Genomic DNA, 23,361 nt, shown 5'->3' on the forward strand with positions numbered 1-23,361 from the left:
CGCGGCCAAACCGGTAGGGTTCAGATATGGCCGTTTCAGACCCGCTCTTTTTAGACAAGACCAATCCCGAGTTGTGGAACTCCATGGGGAAGTTCTCCAACCAGCTTGCCAAGACCTACCGGGCCGCCGGCATCAGCGACCGGACAGCCGAACTGATCAACCTTCGGGTCTCGCAGATCAACGGCTGCGCCTACTGCCTCGACATGCACACGCGCAAGGCGCTGGAAGCCGGAGAGCGCATGCAGCGCATCGTCTTGCTCAGCACATGGGATGAATGCGGCGGACAGTTTGACGAGCTCGAATGCGCGGCCCTTGCCATCGCCGAGGCTGCCACGGATCTGCCCTGCCCGGAGGAACGCATCGCAGCCGTAGCTTCGGCGCGACTGCTGCTCACCGATGAACAGGTTGCCGCGATCCAGTGGATCGCGATTTCGATGAACGCTTTTAATAGAATTTCCATCCTGTCCCGCCACCCGGTCAAGGAACGGGCGCTTGGAGCGGAGAACGCCCAGTGAAGGTATCTGCTCGCGGACAGGTGCCGCCCTTTGAAGTAATGCAGATTGTTGATTCGGTGGCCACCATGCGTTCGGCCGGACATGATGTGATCTCGCTCTGCGTCGGCGAACCCGGTGGCGGGGCACCGGCCGCGGTTAATGAATTGGCTTCGAAGCTCCACGCCGAACATGCGGATTTCGGGTACACCTCCACCACTGGCTTAGCCGCAACAAGGCAGGCGCTAGCCGAGCACTACCGCCTGACCTACGGGATAGAGATTCCCGCGAGGAACTTCGTCATGACTGCAGGTTCCTCGGGCGCATTCCAGCTCGCGTTCTTGGCGGCCTTTGATCAGGGAGATATCGTCGCATTGGCGCGGCCTGGGTACCCGGCCTACGCAAATATTCTGCAAGCCCTTGGGCTGCAAGTTGTTGACCTGCCCACCGGACCCGAGCAGCGTTTCCAGCCGACGGTGGAACTTCTCGAGGCGGCGAAGGCGCAACACGGACGCCTCGACGGGCTGGTGATAGCTTCGCCGAATAACCCCACCGGCACCATGTTCAGCGCCGCGGAGCTTGAACGCCTTGCCTGCTGGTGCGAAGCCAATGGGGTGCGGCTGATCAGTGACGAGATCTATCACGGAATCGAGTTTGTTCCCGAACGCAGGGGCCATACCTCTTGGGAATACTCCCAGACCAGCATCGTCGTCTCGTCTTTTTCCAAATACTGGGGAATGACCGGCTGGCGTTTGGGCTGGATGATCGTCCCCGACGATATGCTCGCCGTGGTGGATGGCCTAGCTTCCAACCTTGCCCTTTGTGCGCCGGCGCCCGCGCAACGCGCCGTCCTGGCGGCCTTCGAACCAGCGAGTCTGGATGAAGCCGAGAGCCGGGTAGCCGAATTTGCGCGCACCCGTGAGTTGGTGCTCCGCAGCATGGAAAAGCTTGGCATCTCCCAGGCGGCCCCTGCCGATGGCGCGTTCTATCTCTACGGAAAACTGCGCCCGGCGGTGCTCGAAAAGTTTGGTTCGGCCTCTGGGTTCTGTGCCGCGGTCTTGGAAGAAACCCATGTGGCGCTCACCCCCGGCGGGGACTTTGACCCATTTGCGGGGCATCTCTTTATTCGGCTTTCTTTCGCAGCGGGCTACCATCGTGTCGCCGAAGCGCTGGATCGAATCGATGCATTCCTGAAAAGGAATATTTAGCAATGGGAGTTTATGCACAGTTCGCCGTTGCGGGGCAACGCGTTGAACAAGCAGGCCCGAAGCTGGGATGAATCAAAGTCCGCCGCCCAGCTTGGAGTCCACCATGCGCGATCTACCGCTACCCGTTGAACACGAATGCCTTGCCTGCTACCTCTATCGGGTAGCCGAGGACGTCCCCTGCGAAGGTTCGCTTCGCATGCTCAAATATTACCGAGACCATGCGGCACCCCGAGCCACCGCGCTGGAACGCAAGATCAAGCTGCTGGGCGGATACTGCGATTGCGAGGTTCTCATGAACGCACTGCGGCCGGCTACCACCGAGGCGGTCAGAGCCATGGACCACGGGGCCGATTTGGTCTGCAAAGGGGTACGCCGCGGCTGTATTCAACCCTGCGAGCAGTGGTTGATACGCCGCGGCGTGCAATGGGCTGGCGGACAATTCCGCAGCCGGGGTGCTAAAAGCTCTTAGTCGTCGATTGCGTCAGACCGATTCGCTGCCTTCTTCTTGGACGCCATACGGGCCTTGAGAAGTTCCACGAAGATCGGGATGACCGAAATCAGCACGATCAAGATGAAGATGATGTCTACGTTCTCTTCGATCCAGCTAATCTGGCCCAACCAGTAACCCAGCAGGGTTACGCCGACACCCCAGAGCAGCGCGCCGACAAGATTGTAGAAAACGAAGGTCTTGTGGTTCATTTTGGCGACGCCGGCAATCACCGGCACGAAGGTACGAACCACCGGGACGAAGCGTGCAAGGATGACCGCGCGTCCACCGAATCTCTCGAAGAATTCGTGCGCACGTTCCACGTTCGCCTGGGAAAAGAAACGAGAATCGGGCTTTTTGAAGATCGCGGGGCCAGATTTCTTACCTATGATGTAGCCCGTTTGGTCTCCGGCGAAGGCGCAAACGAAGATCGCGAGGGCAAAAAGCCACAGCGAGATATCCAGAGTTCCCGAAGCAATCAACAGCCCCACGGTGAAGAGCATTGAATCCCCTGGCAGGAAGAACCCGACAAGCAATCCGGTCTCGGCAAAGACGATGCCGCACACCAGCAGCATGACCCATGGGCCTAAGGCTGGGTCGCGGAGGAAGACGTTGGGGTTCAACCAGTCGGGGAGAAACGCGGCTCCCATGGTTGGTGTCCCGAACTCGGTCATAAGCGAGAGGAAAGGAGAAAGATCTAGCACGGTAAAAGACTACGGGAAATCACTGGGAGTTTCCCTGCACGTTAATGCAGATCACAGACCGAAAGTGCGTGGAGAAACGCCGAAATTACATCCTGACAGGTGCTTACCGAACCTTTGCGCTAGCTGGCGCACAGGTGGAGTGTGGCGGCACAGCGCCAGAGCTTATCGGCAAGATCACAGCCAGCTCGTCCCTATGCTGGCACCGGGCGGGGCAATGTCTACCGAGGCGCCACCTCATTCGTCCGAGGTCAGGCGGGCGAGCATGACCCATGACAACCGTCATGGGCGGGACGTGACTTTCTACTCTGTGCACAGCACCGGAAATTTAGAAAAATAGTGAGTATGAAAACGCTGAACCGAACCGACGCTGTCACGCTGACGGGGCTTCACAAGACTTTCACGACACCCCGTACCAAGGTCGAAGCCGTTAAAGGCATCGATCTAACCATTCACACCGGACAAATCGTCGCCCTGCTGGGGCCGAACGGTGCAGGGAAGACCACCACCGTGGACATGATCCTCGGGCTGACCGCGCCAACCGCAGGAACTGCCCAGGTACTTGGCCTGGACCCGCACAAGGCGGTGTCCAGCGGCCGGGTCTCCGCAGTTTTGCAAACCGGCGGACTGCTTCGAGATATGACCGTCTACGAAACGATCAAGGTCATCGCGTCCATGCACCAAGTTCATGGACGAATCGACGAAGTCATGGAACGAACCGGACTAACCCCGATCGCCAAGCGCCGCGTCGGCAAATGCTCCGGTGGTGAACAGCAACGAATCAAATTCGCTCTCGCGCTCCTGCCCAACCCAGATGTGTTGATCCTGGATGAGCCCACTGCGGGGATGGATGTGATGGCTCGCCGCGAATTTTGGAACACCATGCGCAACGAAGCCATCGACGGGCGAACCATCATCTTCGCAACCCACTACCTCGAAGAGGCACAAAACTTCGCCGAACGCACCGTGCTGATCAGCCGCGGCACGGTGGTCGCAGACGGCGCAACAGAGCAATTACGGCAGATGATCTCCGGACGCAAGGTAGTCGCGACCATGCCGGACGCGCGAAGCATCGACCAGCTCATGAGCGAAGAAGCCAAGCCCGAGATCGAAGAGCGGTCAGGGATGCGGGTGACCTTTCGCTGCCAGGACTCGGACGGGCTGGCACGTGAACTTCTGACTCGGTATGGCGCCTATGATCTGGAGATCTCCGCGCCAAGCCTCGAAGACGCTTTTGTTCAGTTGACGGAGGACGCATCATGAATCCCACATATGTCGGTGTCGAGTTCACCCGACACATTCGAGATGGCTACAACCTGTTCTTCTCCCTGCTGATGCCTTCGGCAATGTACCTGCTCTTCGGCAATATCCCCAGCTACGGCGAGGAGGTCCTCGGACTGGGAAACGTGAAGTTCTACATCATGGCGTCCATGGCAGCCTACGGGGCCGCGATCTCGACGGTTGCCATCGCCGGCACCGTTGCTACCGAATCCATGCAGGGCTGGGGGCGGCAGATCGCCTTGACAAGAATGTCGCCGGCAACCTTCGTCTCCTCGAAGATGTTCGTGGCGACCACCATCGCGGCAATCTCCGCAGCCCTGGTCTACGCACTGGGTGCCGCAACGGGCGCCACCACCACCGAATGGTGGCTGTGGATCGCCGCCTTCGGCATCACGATGGTCGGTTCGCTGATGTTCGCTTGCTACGGCATCGGCGTTGGCATGCTCTTCAAATCCGAATCCGCGCTGGGCCTGGCCTCGGGGCTGATGGTGTTCTTCGCCTTCTTCGGCAACGTGTTCATGCCGCTGAGCGGCATGATGCTGGATATCGCACGCTTTACCCCGATGTACGGGTATGTCGCGCTGGTACGTTTCCTGCAACTGCAAGATGTTCCAGCAGAAACCGGGTTCGCTCCGGATGCATTGTGGATCCCAGTGACTAATGTGGTGCTATGGGCAGCGTTCTTCGCAATCTTCGCCCTGATCGCAACGCGAAAGGCACGGGCACGACAGTGACCGAACGTAGTCAGGCACAGGCCGATGTAGACCGATTCTGGAGCAGATTTGGCTGGTGGGTTTCGGGAGTGTGGATTATTTTCCTCATCTACCCGACGCTCACCCTGCTCCAGGAGGACTTCCCGGTGGCACTGCGGGTCATTGGACTGAGCCTGATTCTCGTGTACGCGGCCGCTTACCTTCGCGGCTACGGACGGTTCTCCTGGACGGTGGGCCACGGCGGCAGCAGCTCTTTCGAGGCCTATGCCTATTTCGGCACCATGGCAGCGATCATGTTTGCAAGTATTCCGATCCTGCACGATGGCGCGTTGGGGTTGCTGCCCTTTCTGACCTCATATTCGGCTTTTCTGCTCAAGCGCAAGGTCATGTACGTGACCTACGCGGTGGCACTGATCCTGAGCTTCGGCCTTCCGTTGGCTTACGGAGTGTTCTTGCAACAGCTCTTCCTCACCGGGTTGAACGTGATGCTCATGGTCATTTACTTCGTCACCTCCGGGACGATCCGCAGGGCCGTAGCGGCAGACATGATCAAGGATGAATTCCTGGTCCTTAGCGAGCAAGAACGAATGGCTCGCGACGTGCATGACGGGGTAGGCCATTCGTTGACCGCGCTGAACCTCAAGGCGCAGCTGGCCCTGCGGCTGCTGGACGAAGGCGAAGTGCAGAAAGCCCGAAGCGAGGTTGAACAGCTCAGCGAGCTGGCGCTCATGGCGCTCGATTCGGTGCGCACCACCGTGCATGGAATGGCCCGGGCCGATCTCGAAGGGGAACTTCAGGCCTTGGCGTGCGTGTGCGCCGACAGCGGCATCGAATTTAACGTCGTGGGCCGGGCGGAAGCCATCCCGCACGAACTGCGTTCGCACGTTTCGTGGATCGTGCGGGAATCGCTGACCAATGTGTTGCGCCATGCGCACGCCAGCGGGGTCTGGGTTAGCCTCTCGGAGCAAATGCTCAGTATCGATGATGACGGAGATGGCCTGCAGAATGCCAAGGAAGGCCATGGGCTACGCGGCATGCGTGAACGAGCCCGGCTTTTCGGAGCCAGCTGTACAGTGGGGGAGTCGAAGCTCGGCGGAACCAGCATTCGAATCGACTTCGGAACCACAGGAGTACATTCATGATCAAGGTGTTGATTGCCGATGACCAGCACCTGGTCCGCGGTGCGCTGGTGGCGCTGCTGAACATGGAACACGACCTTGAAGTGGTTGCCGAATGCTCCGACGGGGACGAGGTGCTGGACGCGGTGGCCGCGTACGCCCCGGACGTGGTGCTGCTCGATGTACAGATGCCGCGCATGGATGGACTCACGGCCGCCGGCCTGGTTCGCGCGAAGCATCCGCAGGTCAAGGTGCTGATCGTGACCACCTTCGACCGTCCGGGATATTTCAGGCAGGCATTCGAGGTCGGAGCCCATGGCTTCCTTGTTAAGGACGCCTCGCCCGCCGAATTAGCCGACGCGGTGCGCCGGGTGCAGGCCGGAGGCAAGGTCATCGACCCGCAGCTTGCCATGCTGTCGGTTGAATCCGCGAGCAACCCGCTGACCGATCGGGAACGCGAGGTCCTGGGGCTCGCGGCGGCCGGGAGCCCGGTCTCCAGGATTGCCCAGGAAATACATCTGTCGGTCGGTACCGTGCGCAACCACCTGTCGAATGCGATCGGCAAGACCGACGGGTCGAATCGGATCGAGGCCGCACGCATTGCCCAGGAACGCGGTTGGATCTAGCGGGTCGCGAAGTGGGTGATCAGGCCGATGACCCAGATGGATGTGGCCAGCAGGACGCAGCCGAACTCTACAATGATTCCGATGCCCATGGCCTTCAAGGTCGCCCAGGAAGAGGCTAAGGCGCCACCGAACTTGCGGTGACGAGCAGCCTCGCCGAGGAACAGCCCCACCGCGAAGCCGAGGAACAGGCCCACCACCGGAATGAGGATGGCGCCGGCGATCGCACCGAGCAACCCCCAGAAGATCGATCCTTTGGGGATCTGATGCTGTTTGAGCTTGCGTCCGGTCAGTACCGCGGATGCCGACCAGCCTAAGGCGGCGATCAGCATGCCGAGTCCCGCCGCCCACCAGGAAGCGCCGGATCCCAGTAGCCAGCCCCATCCGAGCAGCGTCAAAATAGTGAGCAAGGAGCCGGGAAGTACCGGAATGATGGTTCCCAAGGCAGAAACGATCAGCAGTAATCCGGCAATAATGGTGTAAATAATCTGTGCATCCACACCCTTAGTGTGGCACGGTGAGCTTGAGAATAACTTTTGGGCGCGTGCAGGATTTTTGAGGTGTTTGATGAGTCAGCAACAGCAGGGCCGCATCGGTGTCGAGATCAGCAACAACGTAGCCACGGTGAGCCTGGATAATTCGAAGCAGCACAACGCGCTGACCAAAGACATGTGTCTGCAACTCGTCGGCGCGTTTGCCGGGCTCTCTGCAAATCCCGAGGTCGCTGCCATCGTGGTGACCGGGGCCGGAACGAACTTCAGTGCCGGCATCGCCATCGATCAAATGAATCTGGTGCTCTTTGACAAGCCCAGCGGAGACGGACTGGTTAACCACTTTGATCTGGTGGACCATGCGATTACCAACTGCCCCAAACCGACCATCGCGGTGGTGCGCGGCAATTGCTTCGGAGGGGCATGGCAGCTGGCGGCCGCTTGCGACGTCCAGCTGGCGGCGGACAATACCCGTCTGGCTATTACCCCGGCCAAGGTGGGGTTGGTGTTTCCCCGGCCTGGCATCGAACGCCTGGTGCAAACGGTAGGCCGGAGCCGCGCAAAATACCTGCTGTTCAGCGGCGCCGGAATCAGCATGCAGGAAGCTTCCGATTGGGGCTTGTTTACCCGGGTTGTCCCAGAAGAAAAACTGGAAGGCGAGGCGGCGACCCTGATCTTCCAAATGTCAGCCAATTCGAACTTTTCGATTCAGCACACCAAGGAAGCCATCTCACTGACCGGTGAAGGAAAACCGGATCCATTGCTTGATGCCTACTGGGAGGAGCTGTGGAGGGACAACGCGCACAGCGAGGATCTCAAGGAAGGCCGAGCGGCTTTTGCCGCCAAACGCCGCCCAGAATTCAACTGGCGCTTCGAGGGGACCAACTAGCGGCGCAGCTCGCTGCTGGAAGCGTGCGCCCGTAGCTAGCCGCTGTGCTTGGCTACCAGCTCGCGTTTGAGAATCTTCCCGCTGGGGCCGAGCGGGAATTCTTTCACGATCTCAATGTGCCTTGGGTACTTGTAGGCAGCGATCTGTTCGCTGACCCATTGGCCGATACTTTCCGGGTTCAGGGTCGACCCGGGTTCCAGCGTGATCGAGGCCGCGACTTCCTGTCCGTGCTTTGCATGTGGAATGCCGTACACGGCCGCGTTGGAGATCTCCGGATGGCTGACCAGCACTTCCTCCACCTCGCGTGGGTATACGTTGTACCCGTTGCGCAACACCATATCCTTGGTGCGGTCCATGATGCGCAGATAGTCTTCTGCATCTTTCGTGCCTAGGTCTCCGGTGCGGAACCACCCATCCACGACGGCCTCGGCGGTCGCATCCGGGCGGTTGAGATATCCGGAGAACAGGTTGTGTCCGCGGATCACCAGCTCTCCCAGCTCTCCGCGGGGAAGCAAACGGATTTCGTTCGGATAGGCAGGGTCGGTGATTTCCACTTCGACTCCCCAGATGGGGGTGCCGATAGTTCCGGGGCGAGGCTCGCGCCCCAAATGGTTGAAGGTGGCGGCCGGTGAGGTTTCGGTCAGTCCGTACGCCTCATGGATTCGAGCTCCGAAACGCGCCTCGAAGGCGTTCAGGACCGCTACCGGCAGCGACGCACCGCCGGAGACCGCATAGCGTAGCTTGGTTGCTTTATCGCTGCGTTGCTTGCCGGCTTCCAACAGTGCGACGTACATGGTGGGGACGCCAAAGAACAAGTCGATTTCCTGGTCCAAGACTAGGTCCAGGGCATCTTTCGCGGTGAATTTCGGAAGCAATACGAGTTCGGCACCGGCGCGGAATCCGGTGTTGAGCACGGCCGTTTGGCCGAAGGTATGGAACAGCGGCAAGCCGCCGAAGAGCTTATCGCCTGGGCGCATATCGATGGTTTCCAACAACAATGTGCTGGTCTGTTCGATTAACGCTAGATGGGTGCCGAGGGCGCCCTTGGGCGTGCCGGTGGTACCGGAGGTGTAGAGGATCGTGGCGATATTCTCCGGATGCTGTGGCTCATAGGTCCTGACGGGATCCGCGCTCGCCGCGCGGTCTTCCAAGCGGTCGGTTTCCAACTCCGGCGGTGCCAAGACGCTGAGGACTTTGGCGCCGGCCAGTTCGGCTCCGGCTGCGCCTTCGCCTAGCAGGGGAGCGGTACAAATCAGCAGCTTGGCCGCGGAATCTTCGAGTACGTAGGCGATCTCCTGCTTCTTCAGCAACGCGTGGATGGGCACTGCAATAGCTCCCAAGGAAAGGATCGCGTAGTACACCCGGGCGAAGTCGGTGACATTGGGAATGAGCACCGCCACGCGGTCTTCCTGTTGGATTCCGAGATCGCGCAAGGCTCCAGCATAGGCGCGGGTCTCATCCCAAAGCTGGCTGTAAGTGGTGCTTTGGCCGCTCATGGTGATCGCGTTCTGATCCCCATAGCGCGCGGCGCTTTCGGCCAAGATGGCCGCCACCGACATGGTCAGGTTTGAGTTCGAACGCATCACGCAGGGCTCCTAGGATCAACAGCTAAAACTTAGTGAGGTGGATCACTCTACAAGCCTAATGGAACTTCGTGTCAAATTAGGGCACTAAGTTTCATTTTACGTTTGCCACTTTCTTAGAGAGGTCTTGACCCTTGCTGGCCGTAGCCATTGAATAGACTGCACGGTCGTTTTAGACTCAGCGTGTCATCACTGACAACTCGCAATCTAAGGGAGCACCATGTCGACGCCAGAATTTCCACCGGGATCTCCGTGTTGGATCGATTTATTGACTAAGGACATCGAGGCTGCCAAGACCTTCTATTCGCAACTCTTTGGGTGGAGCTATGTCGTGGGGGATGAGGAAACCTATGGTGGTTACACCACGGCCGCCATCGACGGGCTCCCTGTCGCGGGGATTATGAAAAACGATCCGGACAATGGCTTCCCCGACGTATGGAGCACTTACCTGCGTGTTGCGGACATCGACGCGGCGGTAGACCAAGTCCAAGCGCATCAGGGGCTTGTCTACATGCCGCCTATGGAAGTGCCCGAACAGGGGAAAATGGCGATGATTGGCGACCCCTCGGGCCTCGGAGTGGGACTCTGGCAGGCCGGCGGCCATCCCGGCTATCAGAAGATGGGGGAGCAAGGCACCCCGGTGTGGCATGAGCTGCACACCACCAAATTCGAAACCTCAACAAAGTTCTATCGAGAAGCGCTGGATTGGGATCTGGAGGTGATGAGCGACAGCGACGAGTTCCGCTATCAGACGCTCGGCGCCGGAAGAGATGCAAAGGCCGGCGTGATGGACATCGCGCATTTCGAGGACCCGAAGCTCGCCGGTTGGAAGGTGTATTTTGCGGTGGAGGACACCGATCAAACGGTGGCCGAGGCCATTGCCGCCGGCGGCGCGGAAGTCAGCCCGGCCATGGATTCGGACTTCGGCAGGCTCGCGGTCATCGCGGATCCCACCGGTGCCGAGTTCTATGTCATCCAGGCCAACGGCTAAGGGCGGACCGATTGCTCCGGATGCGGTGAAAATTTTCTTGCTGATTGCGTATCCATCCAACGAATCGCTTCATGGCGTGTGGAAATGGTGCGATTTGGCGAGTCGTTCCACGTAAGCTCGGGTACATGCAACAACGACTTCTTGGACGCACCAACCGCACCGTTTCCGTCATTGGCCTGGGCACCTGGCAGCTGGGCGCCGACTGGGGAGCGGTGGACGAAGCCGAAGCTCAGTCGGTGCTCGACGCCGCCTACGCCGAGGGCGTCAGCTTCTTCGACACCGCAGATGTCTACGGGGACGGACGCAGCGAGCAGCTCATCGGCCGCTGGCTGCGGGCCAACCCGCAGGCCGAGGTCACGGTGGCCACGAAGATGGGCCGCCGCGTGGAGCAGGTGCCCGAAGCCCATAACCTGGAGGCCTTCCGCGCGTGGAACGATCGTTCCCGCGCCAACCTGGGGGTGGACACCCTCGACCTGGTGCAGCTGCATTGCCCGCCTACGCCGGTGTACTCCACCGATGCGGTCTACGATGCGCTGGACACCATGGTGGACGAGGGGCGGATGCGCTCCTACGGGGTCTCGGTGGAGACAGTTGATGAAGCGTTGAGCGCTATCGCCCGTCCGAATATCGCCACCGTGCAGATCATCGTTAATGCCTTCAGGCACAAACCGCTGGAGCAGGTGCTGCCCGCGGCCCGCAAAGCAGGAGTCGGCATCATTGCCCGCGTCCCGCTGGCCAGCGGGCTGCTGACCAACCGCTACACGCCGCAGACGAAGTTCGCCGCAGATGACCACCGCAGCTTCAACCGCGACGGCTCGGCCTTCGACGTGGGCGAGACCTTCTCCGGGGTTGACTACACCACCGGGCTGCAAGCCGCCGAGCAGTTCGCGCAGCTGGCCGCCGCCGAGGCGCCGCAGGCGACCAGCGCCCAGGTAGCCCTGGCTTGGCTGGCCGCCCAAGAAGGCATCAGCTCCATCATCCCCGGGGCCCGCAATGCGGACCAGGCCCGGGCGAATGCCGCCGCCGGGTCGCTGCAGCTCTCTGAGGGCTTCAACGCCGCGGTGCGCGAACTGTACGACACGAAGCTGCGCGCGCAGATCCACCCACGCTGGTAGCCGCCTAGCTCGGTGCCCCGATGCCGATCGTGGCACCGAGGCGCACCGGCTCGGCCGGGCGGTGCTGCCCGCGTTCGGGAATATAGCTGAGCTCCTCGTCCTTCTGGTCCGGGGCATTGACGAAGGAGCGGAAGCGGCGCAGCTTCTCCGGATCCGCGAGCGTGGCCGCCCATTCGTCCTGGTAGTTGCCCACATGCGTTTCCATCGCGGCTTCAAGCTCCGCGCCCAGGCCCAGCGAGTCCTCGACCACCACGGCCTTGACATGCTCGATGCCGCCGTCCAGATCCTGCATCCAATGCGCGGTGCGCTGCAGCCGGTCCGCGGTGCGGATGTAGTACATCAGATAGCGGTCGATGTAGCGCAGCAGCGTGGCATCGTCGAGTCCACCGGCTAGCAGCTGGGCGTGGGCGGGGTTCGCTCCGCCGTTGCCGCCCACATACAGGTTCCAGCCCTCGGCGGTGGCGATCACTCCGACGTCCTTGGCCCTGGCCTCGGCGCATTCGCGCGCACAGCCCGAGACGCCCATCTTGAACTTGTGCGGGGCGCGCAGCCCGCGGTAGCGCAGCTCCATCTCGATGCCCATGGCTACAGAGTCCAGCATGCCGTAGCGGCACCAGGAGGAGCCGACGCAGGTTTTCACATTGCGCAGCGACTTGCCGTAGGCCTGGCCGGACTCAAATCCGGCGTCCACCAGCTCCTTCCAGATCTCCGGCAGCTGCTCCAGCCGGGCGCCGAACATGTCGATGCGCAGCCCGCCGGTGAGCTTGGTGTACAGGTTGTACTTCGCCGCCACGGCGGCGATGACGCCGAGCTTTTCCGGGGTGATTTCCCCGCCCGGGATGCGCGGGACCACCGAATAGGTGCCGTCCTTCTGCATATTGGCCATCACCCGGTCGTTGGTGTCCTGCGCGCCGGCCAGTCCCGCTTCCATCGGGTGGCCCGAGGTCTGGGAGGCGAGCACCGAGGCGATGACCGGCTTGCAGATGTCGCAGCCCGCACCTTTCCCGAAGCGCTCCATGATCTGCGGGTAGCTGGTCAGCCCGGCCAGGCGCACGGCCTCGAAGAGCTGGGCGCGGGAGAATTCGAAGTGCTCGCACATCGCCGCGGAGACCTCGGCGCCGTTCTTGAGCATCTCGGCTTCCATCAGCTTCTTGAGCATCGGCACGCAGGAACCGCACTGGGTGCCGGCGCGGGTGCAGCCCTTGAGCTCGGAAAGCTTGGTGACCGGCTCGCTGCCTTCGCAGCTTCCGCAGCCGCCCACGGCGTCGCGGATCGACCCGGCGCTGACATTGTTGCAGGAGCAGAGCACCGCGTCATCGGGTAGCTCGCCCTGCGGCGCCTCGCCGCCCAGCGCGCTGAGGTAGGCACCCGGTTCGCCGGGCAGCTCGCGGCCCAGCAGCGGGCGCAGCGACTGGTAGGGGGTCGCGTCGCCGACGAAGATGCCGCCGAGCAGCACCTTGGCATCGGCGGAGACCACGATCTTCTGGTAGAGCCCGCGCGGAGCATCCGCATAGACGACCTCCAGCGCGCCCTCGGTGCGGGCGAATCCGTCGCCGAAGCTAGCCACGTCCACCCCGGAGAGCTTGAGCTTGGTGGCGGTATCGAAGCCGGCGAACTCGGCGGTTCCGCCCTGCAGCCTTTCGGCCACGACCTCGGCCATGGCGTTGGCCGGTGCCACCAGGCCGATGCACAGCCCTTCGAAGTTGGCGACCTCGCCGATGGCGTAGACGTTCGGGATCGCGGTGGCGCAGCCGGCGTCGATCTCGATGCCGCCGCGCGGGCCGATGCCGAAGCGCGGCTGGCTGCTTTCAAAAGCATCGAGCGCCGCGTTGTAGTTGCGCGCAATTTCATCGCGGGGCCGCACCCCGATGGACACGATGACCATATCCGCGTCGATGGTGCGCTCGTCGGCCATCAGCACCCCGGAGACCAGCCCGGTTTCTGCGCTGGTGAGAATCTGGCTGGGGAACACTCCGCCGTGCACGGTGAATCCGGTGTCGGCGATGAGCCGTCCCATGGCCTGGCCGGCGCCTTCGTCGAGCTGGGTGCCCATCAGCCATTTGCCGCCGTCGATCACCACGGCTTCGGCCCCCAGCGCCTGCGCGCCGGCGGCGGCTTCCAGGCCGAGCAGGCCGCCACCGATGGTGGCCACCACCGGGGCGCGGCCCAGGGACTCGGTCAGCTCGCGGACCTGCTCCGCAATGGCCCAGACATCCTCCAAGGTGCGGTAGACGTGGGTGTGCTCGGCTCCGGGAATGGGGAGGGTCGCGGCATTCGATCCGGTGGCCAGGACCAGCTCGTCGTATTCGAAGCTGCGCCCGTCGGTGGTGCGCACGGTTTGGTTGATGCCGTCCAGCTCGGTGACCGCCGCACCGGTTTCGAGGGTGACGTGAGCGCGTTCCCAGAGCTCGGCCTCACCGAGGGTCAGATCGACTCCGGGGTTGGTCAATGCCTGGGAGAGGGCCACTCGGTCGTAGGGAAGGTGTGTTTCTTCGGTGAGCACGGTGACGTGCACGTCGCTTGGCTCGCGGTTTGAGATGGCTTGCGTAAAGCGGTGCGCGGCGGGGCCACCGCCAACCACCACGATGCGGCGGGATCCATTTGCTGTGCCCATGATGAAACTCGACTTTCGCTCGAAAAGATCAGTGCTCGTTATTGACTGATCCCAGCTTAGGAAGTCAGTTTTGCGCCCCAATTACCCTTATGTTTCGGGGGCCACAATTTTCTCCACCACCCAAAAAGTTGCCGGTGAGAAGCGCGAAATATGTTGGAATCAAAGCTGGCGCTCCGCGCGGCGTTTTCTCGAAAAGGCGCGCAGAAAACCTTGATATTCCGGGAGTAATCGGGGGTTCACGTTGCTTGCACTACGCGGTGAAACACGCTTTACCGAGGCGGAACAGCAGAACGCACGGCGCGAAACATTCGAGTTCTAAGCTCGAACTATCGAAGGCAACCAGTTGAAAGGAGCGCAGTGATGAGCGCTGTAGTCGAAGAGTATGTATTAGACATTCCAACCAACCTGGCGTCGGTCTGCCGGCCGGAGGACCTGGAACCAGGGTGGGGAGAAAGCGCCCTGCTCGATGGCCGGCAAATCGCGTTGTTCCGCACCGAATCCGGGGACTTCTTTGCGGCCTCGCATCACTGCCCGAACAGCGGGGCGAAGGTGATGGCTCGCGGAATCCTCGGCGACACCATCATTGACGGCCAGCGCGTGCCAACGGTCGCCTGCCCGCTGCACAAGGAAATCTATCGATTGGATACCGGGGAATGCCTCAACGCCGAGGAGACGCCGCTTCCGGTGTTTCACCTGGTCGAACACGAAGGCCAGCTATGGACGGGAGCACAGCGATGAGCACCAATACCGAAGCTTCAGCCAGTATTGAACACGCAGCTTGGCAGGGCTGGCTCGAGACTGTTCCGGAATCGGGGATAGCCACTGCCACGCCGATAGTGGAGAAGGCGGCATAGCCGCCGGCAAGCCGTTGCCGAGGTCAGGAAACTGACCTCGGCAACGGCTTTTAAAGCTCCATCTAGTAGCAGTGCCCCTGAGCTTGGAGCATTCAGCGAATCAATCCGAAGGCGCAGAGCACTCCTGCGGCCCGGGAAATCCGCGCTAGTGGCCAGCTCGGATCACGTCGGTTCGGAACTCGATCCTTTGGTTCTGTGGACGTTCGATCCGGCAATCTGCGCTGTAGCCTCGATGCGCCACGGTCGGTTCGCTGCCGCCTGTGCAAGTCGCTGTCCAAGATGGTGGAAACTTTCAGAGGGTCTTTGCCTTCGATGCGCGTACTTATCGAGTCGCAGCAAGGCGGACTAAGCTTGGCGGTATAAGCAAAGCTAAGGAAGCGGACCTTCATGGTGAAACCACCGCGAAGGGAAAGCCTCACCACCTCGTGACCGCATCGAATGCAGGTGGAGCGAATGAGTGAAGATCTTGCCAAACTGGTTGACCGCGGTGACATCGCTGCGGCCGTTCGCGCAGCTCAAGGATTAACACCGGAGCGTGTTAGGCCGCTGCTATTCAGCGGCGGCGGTTTCATGAAAGATTCGAAACCTTACGCTGAGTTCATTTCTCGTTGGTATCAGTCTTTGTCGAGTGCTAATCTCGCGTTGACGTTTAGCCTGACCCATCTAGGAAATGAATTTATTCAAAACTTGGTCAATTGTCTACGTTCGGTAAAGGCCCGTTCCGTATGACGATGGGTGTATCCAAGCATTTCCACGTTGAGGCCGGTTTCTCGTGAAAGTTTGTGTGCGAACTTTCCATCTGAGATGTGATGGTTGTTGGCATCAATCACCGGCGTGATGGGCTCCTTGGTGACATTACGTGTTCGTTCTTGTGGTCTTCGGGTGCGGTCAGTGCGCTCGGCGGCGAAACATGAGCAACCCCAAATAATCACTACGACGACCGAGCCGCCGATCGTTTGCAGCCAAATCCTCAGCGACCAGAAGCGATTAATATCCACATCAAGAATCAGCGATCCAAGCTAACCACCAGCCATGGCGTCGACAACACCCAGTACAAGGGTGTCAAGTAGCTCTCCGATCAGAAAGGCCAGTACCGATTCGGTACTGGCCTTCTTTCATCACTGCGGGTTAGAACTCGCGGCTCTGTTCTTTCGCTTAACCATCCACGCCATGGCTATGATGGCCGCACCAGCGAGAGCGAGCACTGGCGATCCCCAAAGCGCGAAGCTCTCAAAAGCAGTGTTTTCTCCACTGCCGCCAGCCTCTAGCCGTTGGATCTCGGCTGGGGTGAGAACTGCCATGTTATACCAAGTGAATAGAACGACCCCGATGATCAAAAGCAAGGAACCAATAATTAGGCCCCACACATTTCGCTGACTTTTACGCATGTTACTTACTTTCTATAAAGGGTTGCACAGAGCCCGAAGCATCCGTGCGTAGCTCACTTTCGGACGCCAAGTATCCAGATTCCAACTCTTTTTGAGCGGGTCCCTAAGACGAACCGCGTCAATGTGGCAGTACAGCTGATCTCGCATCGACGTAGTTTCTTCACGAGTACCAGGGATTTTCGAGTTCATCTCATAATAGAACGCCTTACGAATTGATCCGTACAAGGCAGGTCCGAACAAAAGCCAAACGTTGGCTCTGCCCCACTGCGTCGGGTAAACCTCCAAAGTGTAGCCCTTGTACTTCTTGTTATAGGCCGTCCAGGAAGTCTTTGCGATCAAAGCCTTGCCGACCCATGGATCAGCTACAACCGGGTAGACTACTGATTCATTCCGGTCGACGATTTGTGTGAACGAATGCCCATCAATTATGTAACGTGTGGAGATTTCGCGACCAGAAGCATCCCGGGCCCAGGGAGCAGCTACACCGCCGATGAATACGCCCTCATCGATCACGGCGATCGCACCGTCTTCTTGCAGCTCGAGCTTCGCCTGTATAGGTAGATCCAGCTTATAAGTGAACTCGTGTGGGCTTTCCTTAGCGCTCAGCACTGTGTTGATTCGCACTGAACTCGCTTCAATTGGCTCCACTACGACATCAACCCCGTCTCCGCCGAATACAGCCGTTCCTGAGTTGAGCGTCTTTCCGCGCTTCGACACACCGGCTTGCTGAGGTAGAGAGATGCCGATCGAAGATTCTGCACCTTCGGCACTGTCCGTCTGTATCTCGATGAGCTCATCTCGCATGAGAGGAATCGACAAAGAGTCACCTGAGGTGTCAGAACTCAGGGTGATTTCATCACGTAGTACTTGTGCATCTGTTTCCGGCGCAGGCAGCTCGTCAGGGGTGGCTGCTTTAACCGCTTTTGCAACTTGCTCGGAAGGGTTTTCTGCAGCGTACGCGACAGAGGGGAAAAGAAGTGCAGAAACTACTGCACCCGCAATTCCTGCAGTAACCAGTCGTTTTCCCATAATTTTCCTTATCTAGGGTGAGAAGCTGAAATTAACGGCGCCCAATTTATCAAACAAAAATTTTGATAATCAAAGAATCGTCCTAGCGCAACAGATTTGAGAACATAATTACGTCATAGGTAGTTGGAATTTACATCTTATGTAGTATTGGAGAGCCGGCAGCGTTCCGAGGAATAAAAACGATCACTGACCTCACTATTGGCATGAGTCGCTTGTTCTTTAGGCATGCAGCAAAACTTATTAGGCACACGCCTGACTGTTCTGTCCTAAATTGGGCATGGCCGCGTCGGAAGAAGTTAATGACCTTGGCTAGCCGGGCGCAGAGGCCGCTGGTTGGTTCGCACAGGCATACTTCACTGAGATCGCAGATGTAGAGCATGCCGAGTACATAGGTGCAGAAATGTCCACCGAATCTAAGCGGCAAGTCATTTGCTACCTTGCACAGTCCATTGACAGTACGGACATTTCCACTTGGGCAATGAGTCCGGAAAAGCCGTTGGGCAGGGGCAATTGAATAACTGGCAGAAGATTGCTCGGAAACTTCGAGAAGTTTCCACGCTGTAGTTATGCGAGATCAAATCCGATTGACGGATTTCGCGAGGCCCACCCAAGCTCGTCGGCGAAGGCAAGGGAGCTTTCAACCGCTTAGCCGGTCTCCGGTTTCGGATCAGGCGGTCTTCACGCCGGAACTGGCGTCTTGAGCATCGCTTCGATCATCGCGCGGCAGCCGCCGCAACCGGTGCCTGCCCGGCAGGACTCGCCCACTTCGGCCACCGTGGTGCACCCTGCCTCCACCGCATGGGCCACCTGGCCGTGGGTGGCTCCGGAGCAACGGCAGAGCTGGTCATCCGGTCCCGGTGCCCCCGCAGGTTCCAGTATTCCGGGATCATCAAGCCGCAGCAACGTCGAACGGTCCGCGGGCAGCATGCTGCCTCGTTCGTAGCTGAGCACCAATTCCGCGCTGGTTCGCGGCAGGCCCATGGCGAGAAAGCCGGTGAGCACTCCCTCTTGCGATACCATTTTCAGATATTTGCCCTCTGCCGGATCGGCGAAGATGGTGACCTGGCTGCCGGACTCGTCCCAAAGCCCGGCGGCGATGTCTCCGCCCGCGGTCAGCTCAAGGCCTTGGCCCTTGAGCATCAGGACATCCGAGGATTCCAGGGACGGAGGTGCGAGGCTGATCGGATCGTGCAGGCTTGGATCGGCTGGTCCCGGAGCCGGGGTGCTGAGCATATATTGGGCCAACCAGCCTGCTTGGGCCCAGCCAGGGGCGAGCAGGCCCACCGGCGCTTGGCCGGCGACCTCGGCGCAGTCGCCGATGGCGAAGATGCGATGTTCGATGTCCGCGGCGAGATATTCGTTGGTTTTGATTCCTCGGTTGACCGCTAGCCCGCAGCTGGAGGCCAGCTCGGTGCGCGCACGCACTCCGGTGGACAGCACCAGGGCCGCTCCTTCGATGACGCCGTGGGTTTGCGTGACCAGTCCGGTGAATCCGGTTTCATCCTTCTGGATTCCGGTGGCGCGAGCCTCGGAAATCACCTCGACACCGGCGGTGCGCAGGCTGCGGATCAGCAATGTGCCGCCGTCGGCATCCACCACCCGTCCCAAGGGGGCCGGCCCGTGGTGGATCAGCACCGGCCGATGCCCGGCTTCGGCCATGGCCAGCGCCGCTTCGATGCCCAGGACTCCGCCGCCGAGCACCAGCACCCGGCCGTTGCCCTGCAGAACCTTGTTGAGGTTCATCGCGTCTTCCAGGGTGCGCAGTGCGAGCACACCGTGGGGGAGCTGGGCCTCGGAATGCGGGTCGAAGTTCAACCCGTTCAGCGCGGGGATCGTTGGCCGGGCGCCGGTGGCGAAGACCAGCCGGTCGTAGCTCAGCGGATCGGCGTCTTCGAGCAGAACCTGGCGGCGGGAGCGGTCGACGCGCTTCACGGTGCGGCCCAATTGCAGGACAACCCCGGCGTTGCGCAAGCGGGTTTCATCGACCATGCCCAGGTGCTCGGCGCGGGTGGCGCCGACGGCCAGCTCCGCGAGCAGCACGCGGTTGTAGGCCAGGTGCTTTTCGGATGACACCACGATCAGCTCTATGGTTCCGGCGGTCACTGCGGGCAGCAGTCCCTCAACGAGGGAGGCTGCCACCGGGCCAAACCCGATAATGACAATGCGTTCCTTGTTCTGCAAAATCAAGACTCTTCTCCTAAGGGGCATAGCGAGACGGGGACATGCTTGAACTCGGGCATGGCGCTGAGCGGATCGACGACCGCGGGAGTCAGGACGTTCGCGTTATTCTTGCCGGGAAAATGGAAGGGAAGGAATACGGTGTCCAGGCGAATCGTGGTGGTCAGCGTGGCGCGTGCGACCATGTTGCCTTGCCCGCTTCCCACCCGCACCCGCTGGCCGTCGGTGATGCCGTGGTTCAGCGCGGTGGCCGGATGGATTTCAAGTCTGGCCTCGGGCGCCGCCGCCTGCAGTTCGGCCACACGGCGGGTTTGCGCACCGGACTGGTAGTGTTCCAGCAGCCGGCCGGTGACCAGCGATATTGCGCCGGGCCGGGAGTCCTGTGGCGCAGTGGCCGCTGGATAGACCGCGACGAGCTTCGCCTTGCCATCGGGATGGGCAAAACGTTCCAGGAAGAGCCTCGGCGTACCCGAACGGACCCCCGGCTCTCGGGAAATTGTTGCTTCGGCGGGGCACGGCCAATAGATGGCCGCTCCCGCATCGAGGTCGTCCCAGTCCACGCCGGAGTAGTCCGCTGCGCCGCCGGCAGAGGCGCGGCGAAGCTCCTCGAAGACCTCGCGGGCGTCGGCCGAGAAGTGTCCGGGGGAGTCCAGCCGCTTTGCGAGTTCGGCCATGATCCACAGTTCGTTGCGTGCCTGGCCCGGTGCGTCCAGAGCGGCACGGCGGCGCAGTACCCGCCCTTCCAAGTTGGTCATGGTTCCTTCCTCCTCGGCCCACTGCAGCACCGGGAGCACCAGATGGGCCTCGGCCGCCGTTTCGGAGAGGAAGAAGTCGCTAACCACCAGGAAGTCCAGCCGGCGCAATCCGTCGATAACGCGCGAGGCGTCCGGGGAGGAGACGGCCGGGTTGGAGCCATGGACCAGAAGCATGCGCGAGCCCTGAGCGGTGCCCAAGGTGTGCAGCAGCTCGGCGGCGGGAATGCCCGGACCGGGAATGAGCTCCGGGTCAACGCCCCAGACCTTTGCCACATGCTTGCGGTGCGCCGGGTCGGTGATCTTGCGGTAGCCGGGCAGTTGATCGCACTTTTGCCCGTGTTCGCGCCCGCCTTGTCCGTTGCCCTGGCCGGTGATGGTGCCGAAGCCTCCGGCAGTGCTGCCGGGCAGGCCCAGCAGCAACGCCAGATTGATGGCTGCGGTGGTGGTGTCGGTGCCGTTGGCGTGTTGTTCCACCCCACGACCGGTGAGGATGTAGACCGGGCGGCCCTCGTTTTTTGCGCTGCGTGCCGCGTCGGCCAGCGCGCGAGCGGTGCGGCGGATCTCGGTGGCCGGAACGCCGGTAGCCTTCTCGACGCGTTCGGGCCACCACGCGGCCAGTGAGCCGCGCAGCTGCGCCAACCCGTTGGTCCGGTCTTCGAGGTACCGTTCGTCCGCCAGCGATTCGGCGAGCAGCACATGGGACAGGCCCAGCAACAGCTGCAGATCGGTGGCGGGGGTGGGCTGCAGATGCCATCCGGCCCCGTCGGCGGAGAGCTCGGCGGTCGCCGAGCGTCGCGGATCCACCACGATCAGCCCACCGCTGCTCCGGGCGCCCTCCAGATGGCGGACGAACGGCGGCATGGTGTCCGCAACATTGGAGCCGAGCAACAGGATCATCCCGGCCCCGTCGAGGTCGGCCAGGGGGAACGGCAATCCCCGGTCCAGGCCGAAGCTGCGGTTGCCGGCCATGGCCGCCGAGGACATGCAGAACCTGCCGTTGTAGTCGATGCGCGAGGTACCCAGCGCCAGCCGGGCGAACTTGCCCAGCTGGTAGCCCTTCTCATTGGTCAACCCGCCGGCACCGAATACCGCCACCGCATCCGCGCCATGCTCGGCGCGGATGCTGCTGGCGCGTTCGGCAATCAAATCCAGTGCCGCTTCCCACCGGATGGGCGCAAAGGAGCCATCTGACTGGCGCAGCAGCGGCTCGGTCACCCGTTCGGGGTGGCCGAGCAACCGTGCGGCGCTGTAGCCCTTGCGGCACAGCGCCCCGCCGTTGGTTTCGAAGTTCCGTCCCTTGAGCGCCACCGGTTCGGCTGCCTGGGCGGTGGCGGCAGGTTCCAGGGTGATGCCGCATTGCAAGGCGCAGTAGGGGCAGTGCGTATCGATGAGGGAGGTCATTTAGATTCCTTGCTGTGCAAAGATGCTGCCGCGGCGTACGTAGCAGAACCAGGTCACTGCCATCAGCAGCAGGTACAGCCCGACGAAGACGCAGAATGCCGGGAGGTAGGATCCGGCGCGGGAGACCGAAAGCCCCAGGGCCTGCGGGACCAGGAACCCGCCGTAGGCGCCAATGGCCGAGATCAGGCCCAGGGCCGCCGCTGATTTGCGGGCCGCTCCGACGCTGTCCTTGCCGATATCCGCCCGCAAGGCGAAGACGGCCGGGATCATTCGGTAGGTCGAGCCATTGCCCACGCCGCTGGCGGTGAACAGTATCAGGAAGAGTCCCAGGAACACCCAGAAGTTCGAAGCCGACAAGGTGAGCACCAGCCCCACGGTGATCAGCGCCATCAGCGACAATGAAGCCAGCGTGATGCGCGCGCCGCCGAAGCGGTCGGCGAGCTTGCCGCCGTAGGGGCGGGCCAGGGAACCGACCAGCGGGCCGAGGAAAGCCAGAGTAATCGTGGCGGTGCCCAGCGCGAAGCCGGAATATTCGGTGAACGTATCGGCGATCAGCTTCGGGAATACCGCGGAGAAGCCAATGAACGAACCAAAGGTGCCGATATACAGGGACGAGATGATCCACAGATGCGGTTCGCGCAGGCAGGCCAGGGCTCCGCGCAGATCCGAGCGCGCATTGGACAGGTTATGCATATTGCGCAGGGCGCCGAAGGCGGCGAGCAGGATGAACGGGATCCAGACGATGCCGGCCATCGGCAGCTGCAGGGAGCCTGCAGCGAATACGGTGATGGCGACCGGCACCAGCAGCTGGGCCACCGCCGCCCCGAGGTTGCCGCCGGCGGCGTTCAGGCCCAAGGCCCAGCCCTTTTGCGCCGCAGGGTAGAAGTAGGTGATGTTGGCCATCGAGGAAGCGAAGTTGCCGCCGCCGAACCCCGCAAGGCCTGCCAGCGAAAGCATGACCCAGAACGGGGTGTCGGTATTTGCGACGGCAAGAGCCAGGCCGCCGGCCGGGATCAGCAGCAGCAAGGCCGAGACGACGGTCCAGTTGCGTCCGCCGAAACGGGCCACCATGAACGTATAGGGAATGCGCAGGGTGGCACCGACGAGGCTTGGCATGGAGATCAGCCAGAAGAGCTGGGAGGTGCTGTATTCGAAACCGGCCGCCGGCAGGTATACCGCGACGATGGCGAATAACTGCCACACCACGAAGCCGAGGAATTCGGCGAAGATCGACCAGCGCAGGTTGATTGCCGCGGTTTTCTGGCCCACGCTATTCCAGAATGCAGGGTCTTCGGCGTCCCAGTTGTTGATCCAGCGTCCCTTGGACAACTGAAGCGACGCGTCGGCTGTAGCGACACCGCGACCCATCTGGGGCTCTGACTCTAAATTGATACTCACGCGAATCGTTCCCTCTCGCTGCTAGCTGGTGCTTTCAGCTTTCCAGAGGGGCA

The 23,361-nt window shown here is 61.2% G+C and carries 20 protein-coding genes; 11 read left to right on the forward strand and 9 right to left on the reverse strand.

Features of this window, described 5'->3' with window-relative positions; translation table 11 throughout:
• The first annotated feature begins 26 nt into the window (after window positions 1-26).
• The 3 genes from CQ015_RS07020 (at window position 27) to CQ015_RS07030 (ending at window position 2,168) form a co-directional block, all read left to right on the forward strand.
• Entirely contained in the window at window positions 27-515 is a 489-nt protein-coding gene (locus CQ015_RS07020; RefSeq protein WP_096286289.1) for a carboxymuconolactone decarboxylase family protein, read from the forward strand.
• Entirely contained in the window at window positions 512-1,699 is a 1,188-nt protein-coding gene (locus CQ015_RS07025) for a pyridoxal phosphate-dependent aminotransferase (RefSeq protein WP_105649689.1), read from the forward strand. The genes CQ015_RS07020 and CQ015_RS07025 overlap by 4 nt, the downstream gene beginning before the upstream one ends.
• 103 nt (window positions 1,700-1,802) lie before the next feature.
• Complete coding sequence (locus CQ015_RS07030; protein ID WP_181148362.1) at window positions 1,803-2,168, forward strand: DUF2695 domain-containing protein; 366 nt, start codon at window positions 1,803-1,805, stop codon at window positions 2,166-2,168.
• On the opposite strand, the gene CQ015_RS07035 is transcribed toward CQ015_RS07030, so the two are convergent.
• Window positions 2,165-2,860, reverse strand: a complete 696-nt coding sequence (locus CQ015_RS07035) for a DedA family protein (protein ID WP_181148410.1) — start codon at window positions 2,858-2,860, stop codon at window positions 2,165-2,167. The genes CQ015_RS07030 and CQ015_RS07035 overlap by 4 nt on opposite strands.
• A 372-nt stretch (window positions 2,861-3,232) precedes the next feature.
• Between CQ015_RS07035 and CQ015_RS07040 the strand changes: the two genes are divergently transcribed.
• Genes CQ015_RS07040 through CQ015_RS07055 form a run of 4 tightly spaced genes read left to right on the forward strand, consistent with a single transcriptional unit; the run spans window position 3,233 to window position 6,625 of the window.
• Window positions 3,233-4,150, forward strand: coding sequence for an ABC transporter ATP-binding protein (locus CQ015_RS07040; protein ID WP_105552755.1), 918 nt, complete (start codon window positions 3,233-3,235; stop codon window positions 4,148-4,150).
• Window positions 4,147-4,902, forward strand: a complete 756-nt coding sequence (locus CQ015_RS07045) for an ABC transporter permease (protein ID WP_105552756.1) — start codon at window positions 4,147-4,149, stop codon at window positions 4,900-4,902. Before CQ015_RS07040 ends, CQ015_RS07045 begins: the two co-directional genes overlap by 4 nt.
• Entirely contained in the window at window positions 4,899-6,023 is a 1,125-nt protein-coding gene (locus CQ015_RS07050) for a sensor histidine kinase (RefSeq protein ID WP_181148380.1), read from the forward strand. The genes CQ015_RS07045 and CQ015_RS07050 overlap by 4 nt, the downstream gene beginning before the upstream one ends.
• Entirely contained in the window at window positions 6,020-6,625 is a 606-nt protein-coding gene (locus CQ015_RS07055; protein WP_105569566.1) for a response regulator transcription factor, read from the forward strand. The genes CQ015_RS07050 and CQ015_RS07055 overlap by 4 nt, the downstream gene beginning before the upstream one ends.
• Here CQ015_RS07055 and CQ015_RS07060 read toward each other — a convergent pair.
• Window positions 6,622-7,122 carry a DUF456 domain-containing protein gene (locus CQ015_RS07060; RefSeq protein ID WP_096286305.1) on the reverse strand — a complete coding sequence of 167 codons (501 nt, stop codon included), beginning with the start codon at window positions 7,120-7,122 and terminating at the stop codon, window positions 6,622-6,624. The genes CQ015_RS07055 and CQ015_RS07060 overlap by 4 nt on opposite strands.
• 67 nt (window positions 7,123-7,189) lie before the next feature.
• Between CQ015_RS07060 and CQ015_RS07065 the strand changes: the two genes are divergently transcribed.
• Window positions 7,190-8,002, forward strand: coding sequence for an enoyl-CoA hydratase/isomerase family protein (locus tag CQ015_RS07065; protein ID WP_105649690.1), 813 nt, complete (start codon window positions 7,190-7,192; stop codon window positions 8,000-8,002).
• 35 nt (window positions 8,003-8,037) lie between these two features.
• Here CQ015_RS07065 and CQ015_RS07070 read toward each other — a convergent pair whose 3' ends face one another.
• Window positions 8,038-9,585, reverse strand: a complete 1,548-nt coding sequence (locus tag CQ015_RS07070; RefSeq protein ID WP_105649691.1) for a long-chain fatty acid--CoA ligase — start codon at window positions 9,583-9,585, stop codon at window positions 8,038-8,040.
• Window positions 9,586-9,853: 268 nt separating this feature from the next.
• On the opposite strand from CQ015_RS07070, the gene CQ015_RS07075 reads away from it, so the two are divergent.
• Window positions 9,854-10,576: a VOC family protein gene (locus tag CQ015_RS07075; protein ID WP_308727241.1), complete on the forward strand. Its 723-nt coding sequence runs from the start codon at window positions 9,854-9,856 to the stop codon at window positions 10,574-10,576.
• A 125-nt stretch (window positions 10,577-10,701) separates the two neighbouring features.
• The gene (locus tag CQ015_RS07080) at window positions 10,702-11,691 is read left to right on the forward strand and encodes an aldo/keto reductase (RefSeq protein ID WP_105649767.1); all 990 of its coding nucleotides are present in this window, start codon (window positions 10,702-10,704) and stop codon (window positions 11,689-11,691) included.
• A 4-nt stretch (window positions 11,692-11,695) separates the two neighbouring features.
• Here CQ015_RS07080 and nirB read toward each other — a convergent pair whose 3' ends face one another.
• Window positions 11,696-14,305, reverse strand: a complete 2,610-nt coding sequence (gene nirB, locus CQ015_RS07085; RefSeq protein WP_105649692.1) for a nitrite reductase large subunit NirB — start codon at window positions 14,303-14,305, stop codon at window positions 11,696-11,698.
• A 360-nt stretch (window positions 14,306-14,665) separates the two neighbouring features.
• Between nirB and nirD the strand changes: the two genes are divergently transcribed.
• Window positions 14,666-15,043, forward strand: coding sequence for a nitrite reductase small subunit NirD (nirD, locus tag CQ015_RS07090; RefSeq protein ID WP_105649693.1), 378 nt, complete (start codon window positions 14,666-14,668; stop codon window positions 15,041-15,043).
• 796 nt (window positions 15,044-15,839) lie between these two features.
• Here the strand turns inward: nirD and CQ015_RS18915 are convergent.
• From CQ015_RS18915 to CQ015_RS07115, 5 genes are all read right to left on the reverse strand, one after another.
• Complete coding sequence (locus tag CQ015_RS18915) at window positions 15,840-16,157, reverse strand: hypothetical protein (protein ID WP_146115279.1); 318 nt, start codon at window positions 16,155-16,157, stop codon at window positions 15,840-15,842.
• A gap of 402 nt (window positions 16,158-16,559) precedes the next feature.
• Window positions 16,560-17,576 carry a DUF2599 domain-containing protein gene (locus CQ015_RS07100; protein ID WP_105649694.1) on the reverse strand — a complete coding sequence of 339 codons (1,017 nt, stop codon included), beginning with the start codon at window positions 17,574-17,576 and terminating at the stop codon, window positions 16,560-16,562.
• A gap of 678 nt (window positions 17,577-18,254) precedes the next feature.
• Complete coding sequence (locus tag CQ015_RS07105; protein WP_258137993.1) at window positions 18,255-19,763, reverse strand: FAD-dependent oxidoreductase; 1,509 nt, start codon at window positions 19,761-19,763, stop codon at window positions 18,255-18,257.
• Window positions 19,760-21,910 carry a molybdopterin oxidoreductase family protein gene (locus CQ015_RS07110; RefSeq protein ID WP_105649696.1) on the reverse strand — a complete coding sequence of 717 codons (2,151 nt, stop codon included), beginning with the start codon at window positions 21,908-21,910 and terminating at the stop codon, window positions 19,760-19,762. The genes CQ015_RS07105 and CQ015_RS07110 overlap by 4 nt, the downstream gene beginning before the upstream one ends.
• Complete coding sequence (locus CQ015_RS07115; protein ID WP_105649697.1) at window positions 21,911-23,278, reverse strand: MFS transporter; 1,368 nt, start codon at window positions 23,276-23,278, stop codon at window positions 21,911-21,913. It lies immediately after the preceding gene.
• Window positions 23,279-23,361: the final 83 nt, after the last annotated feature.

This window comes from Arthrobacter sp. MYb221 (assembly GCF_002979835.1).
GTDB lineage: Bacteria > Actinomycetota > Actinomycetes > Actinomycetales > Micrococcaceae > Glutamicibacter.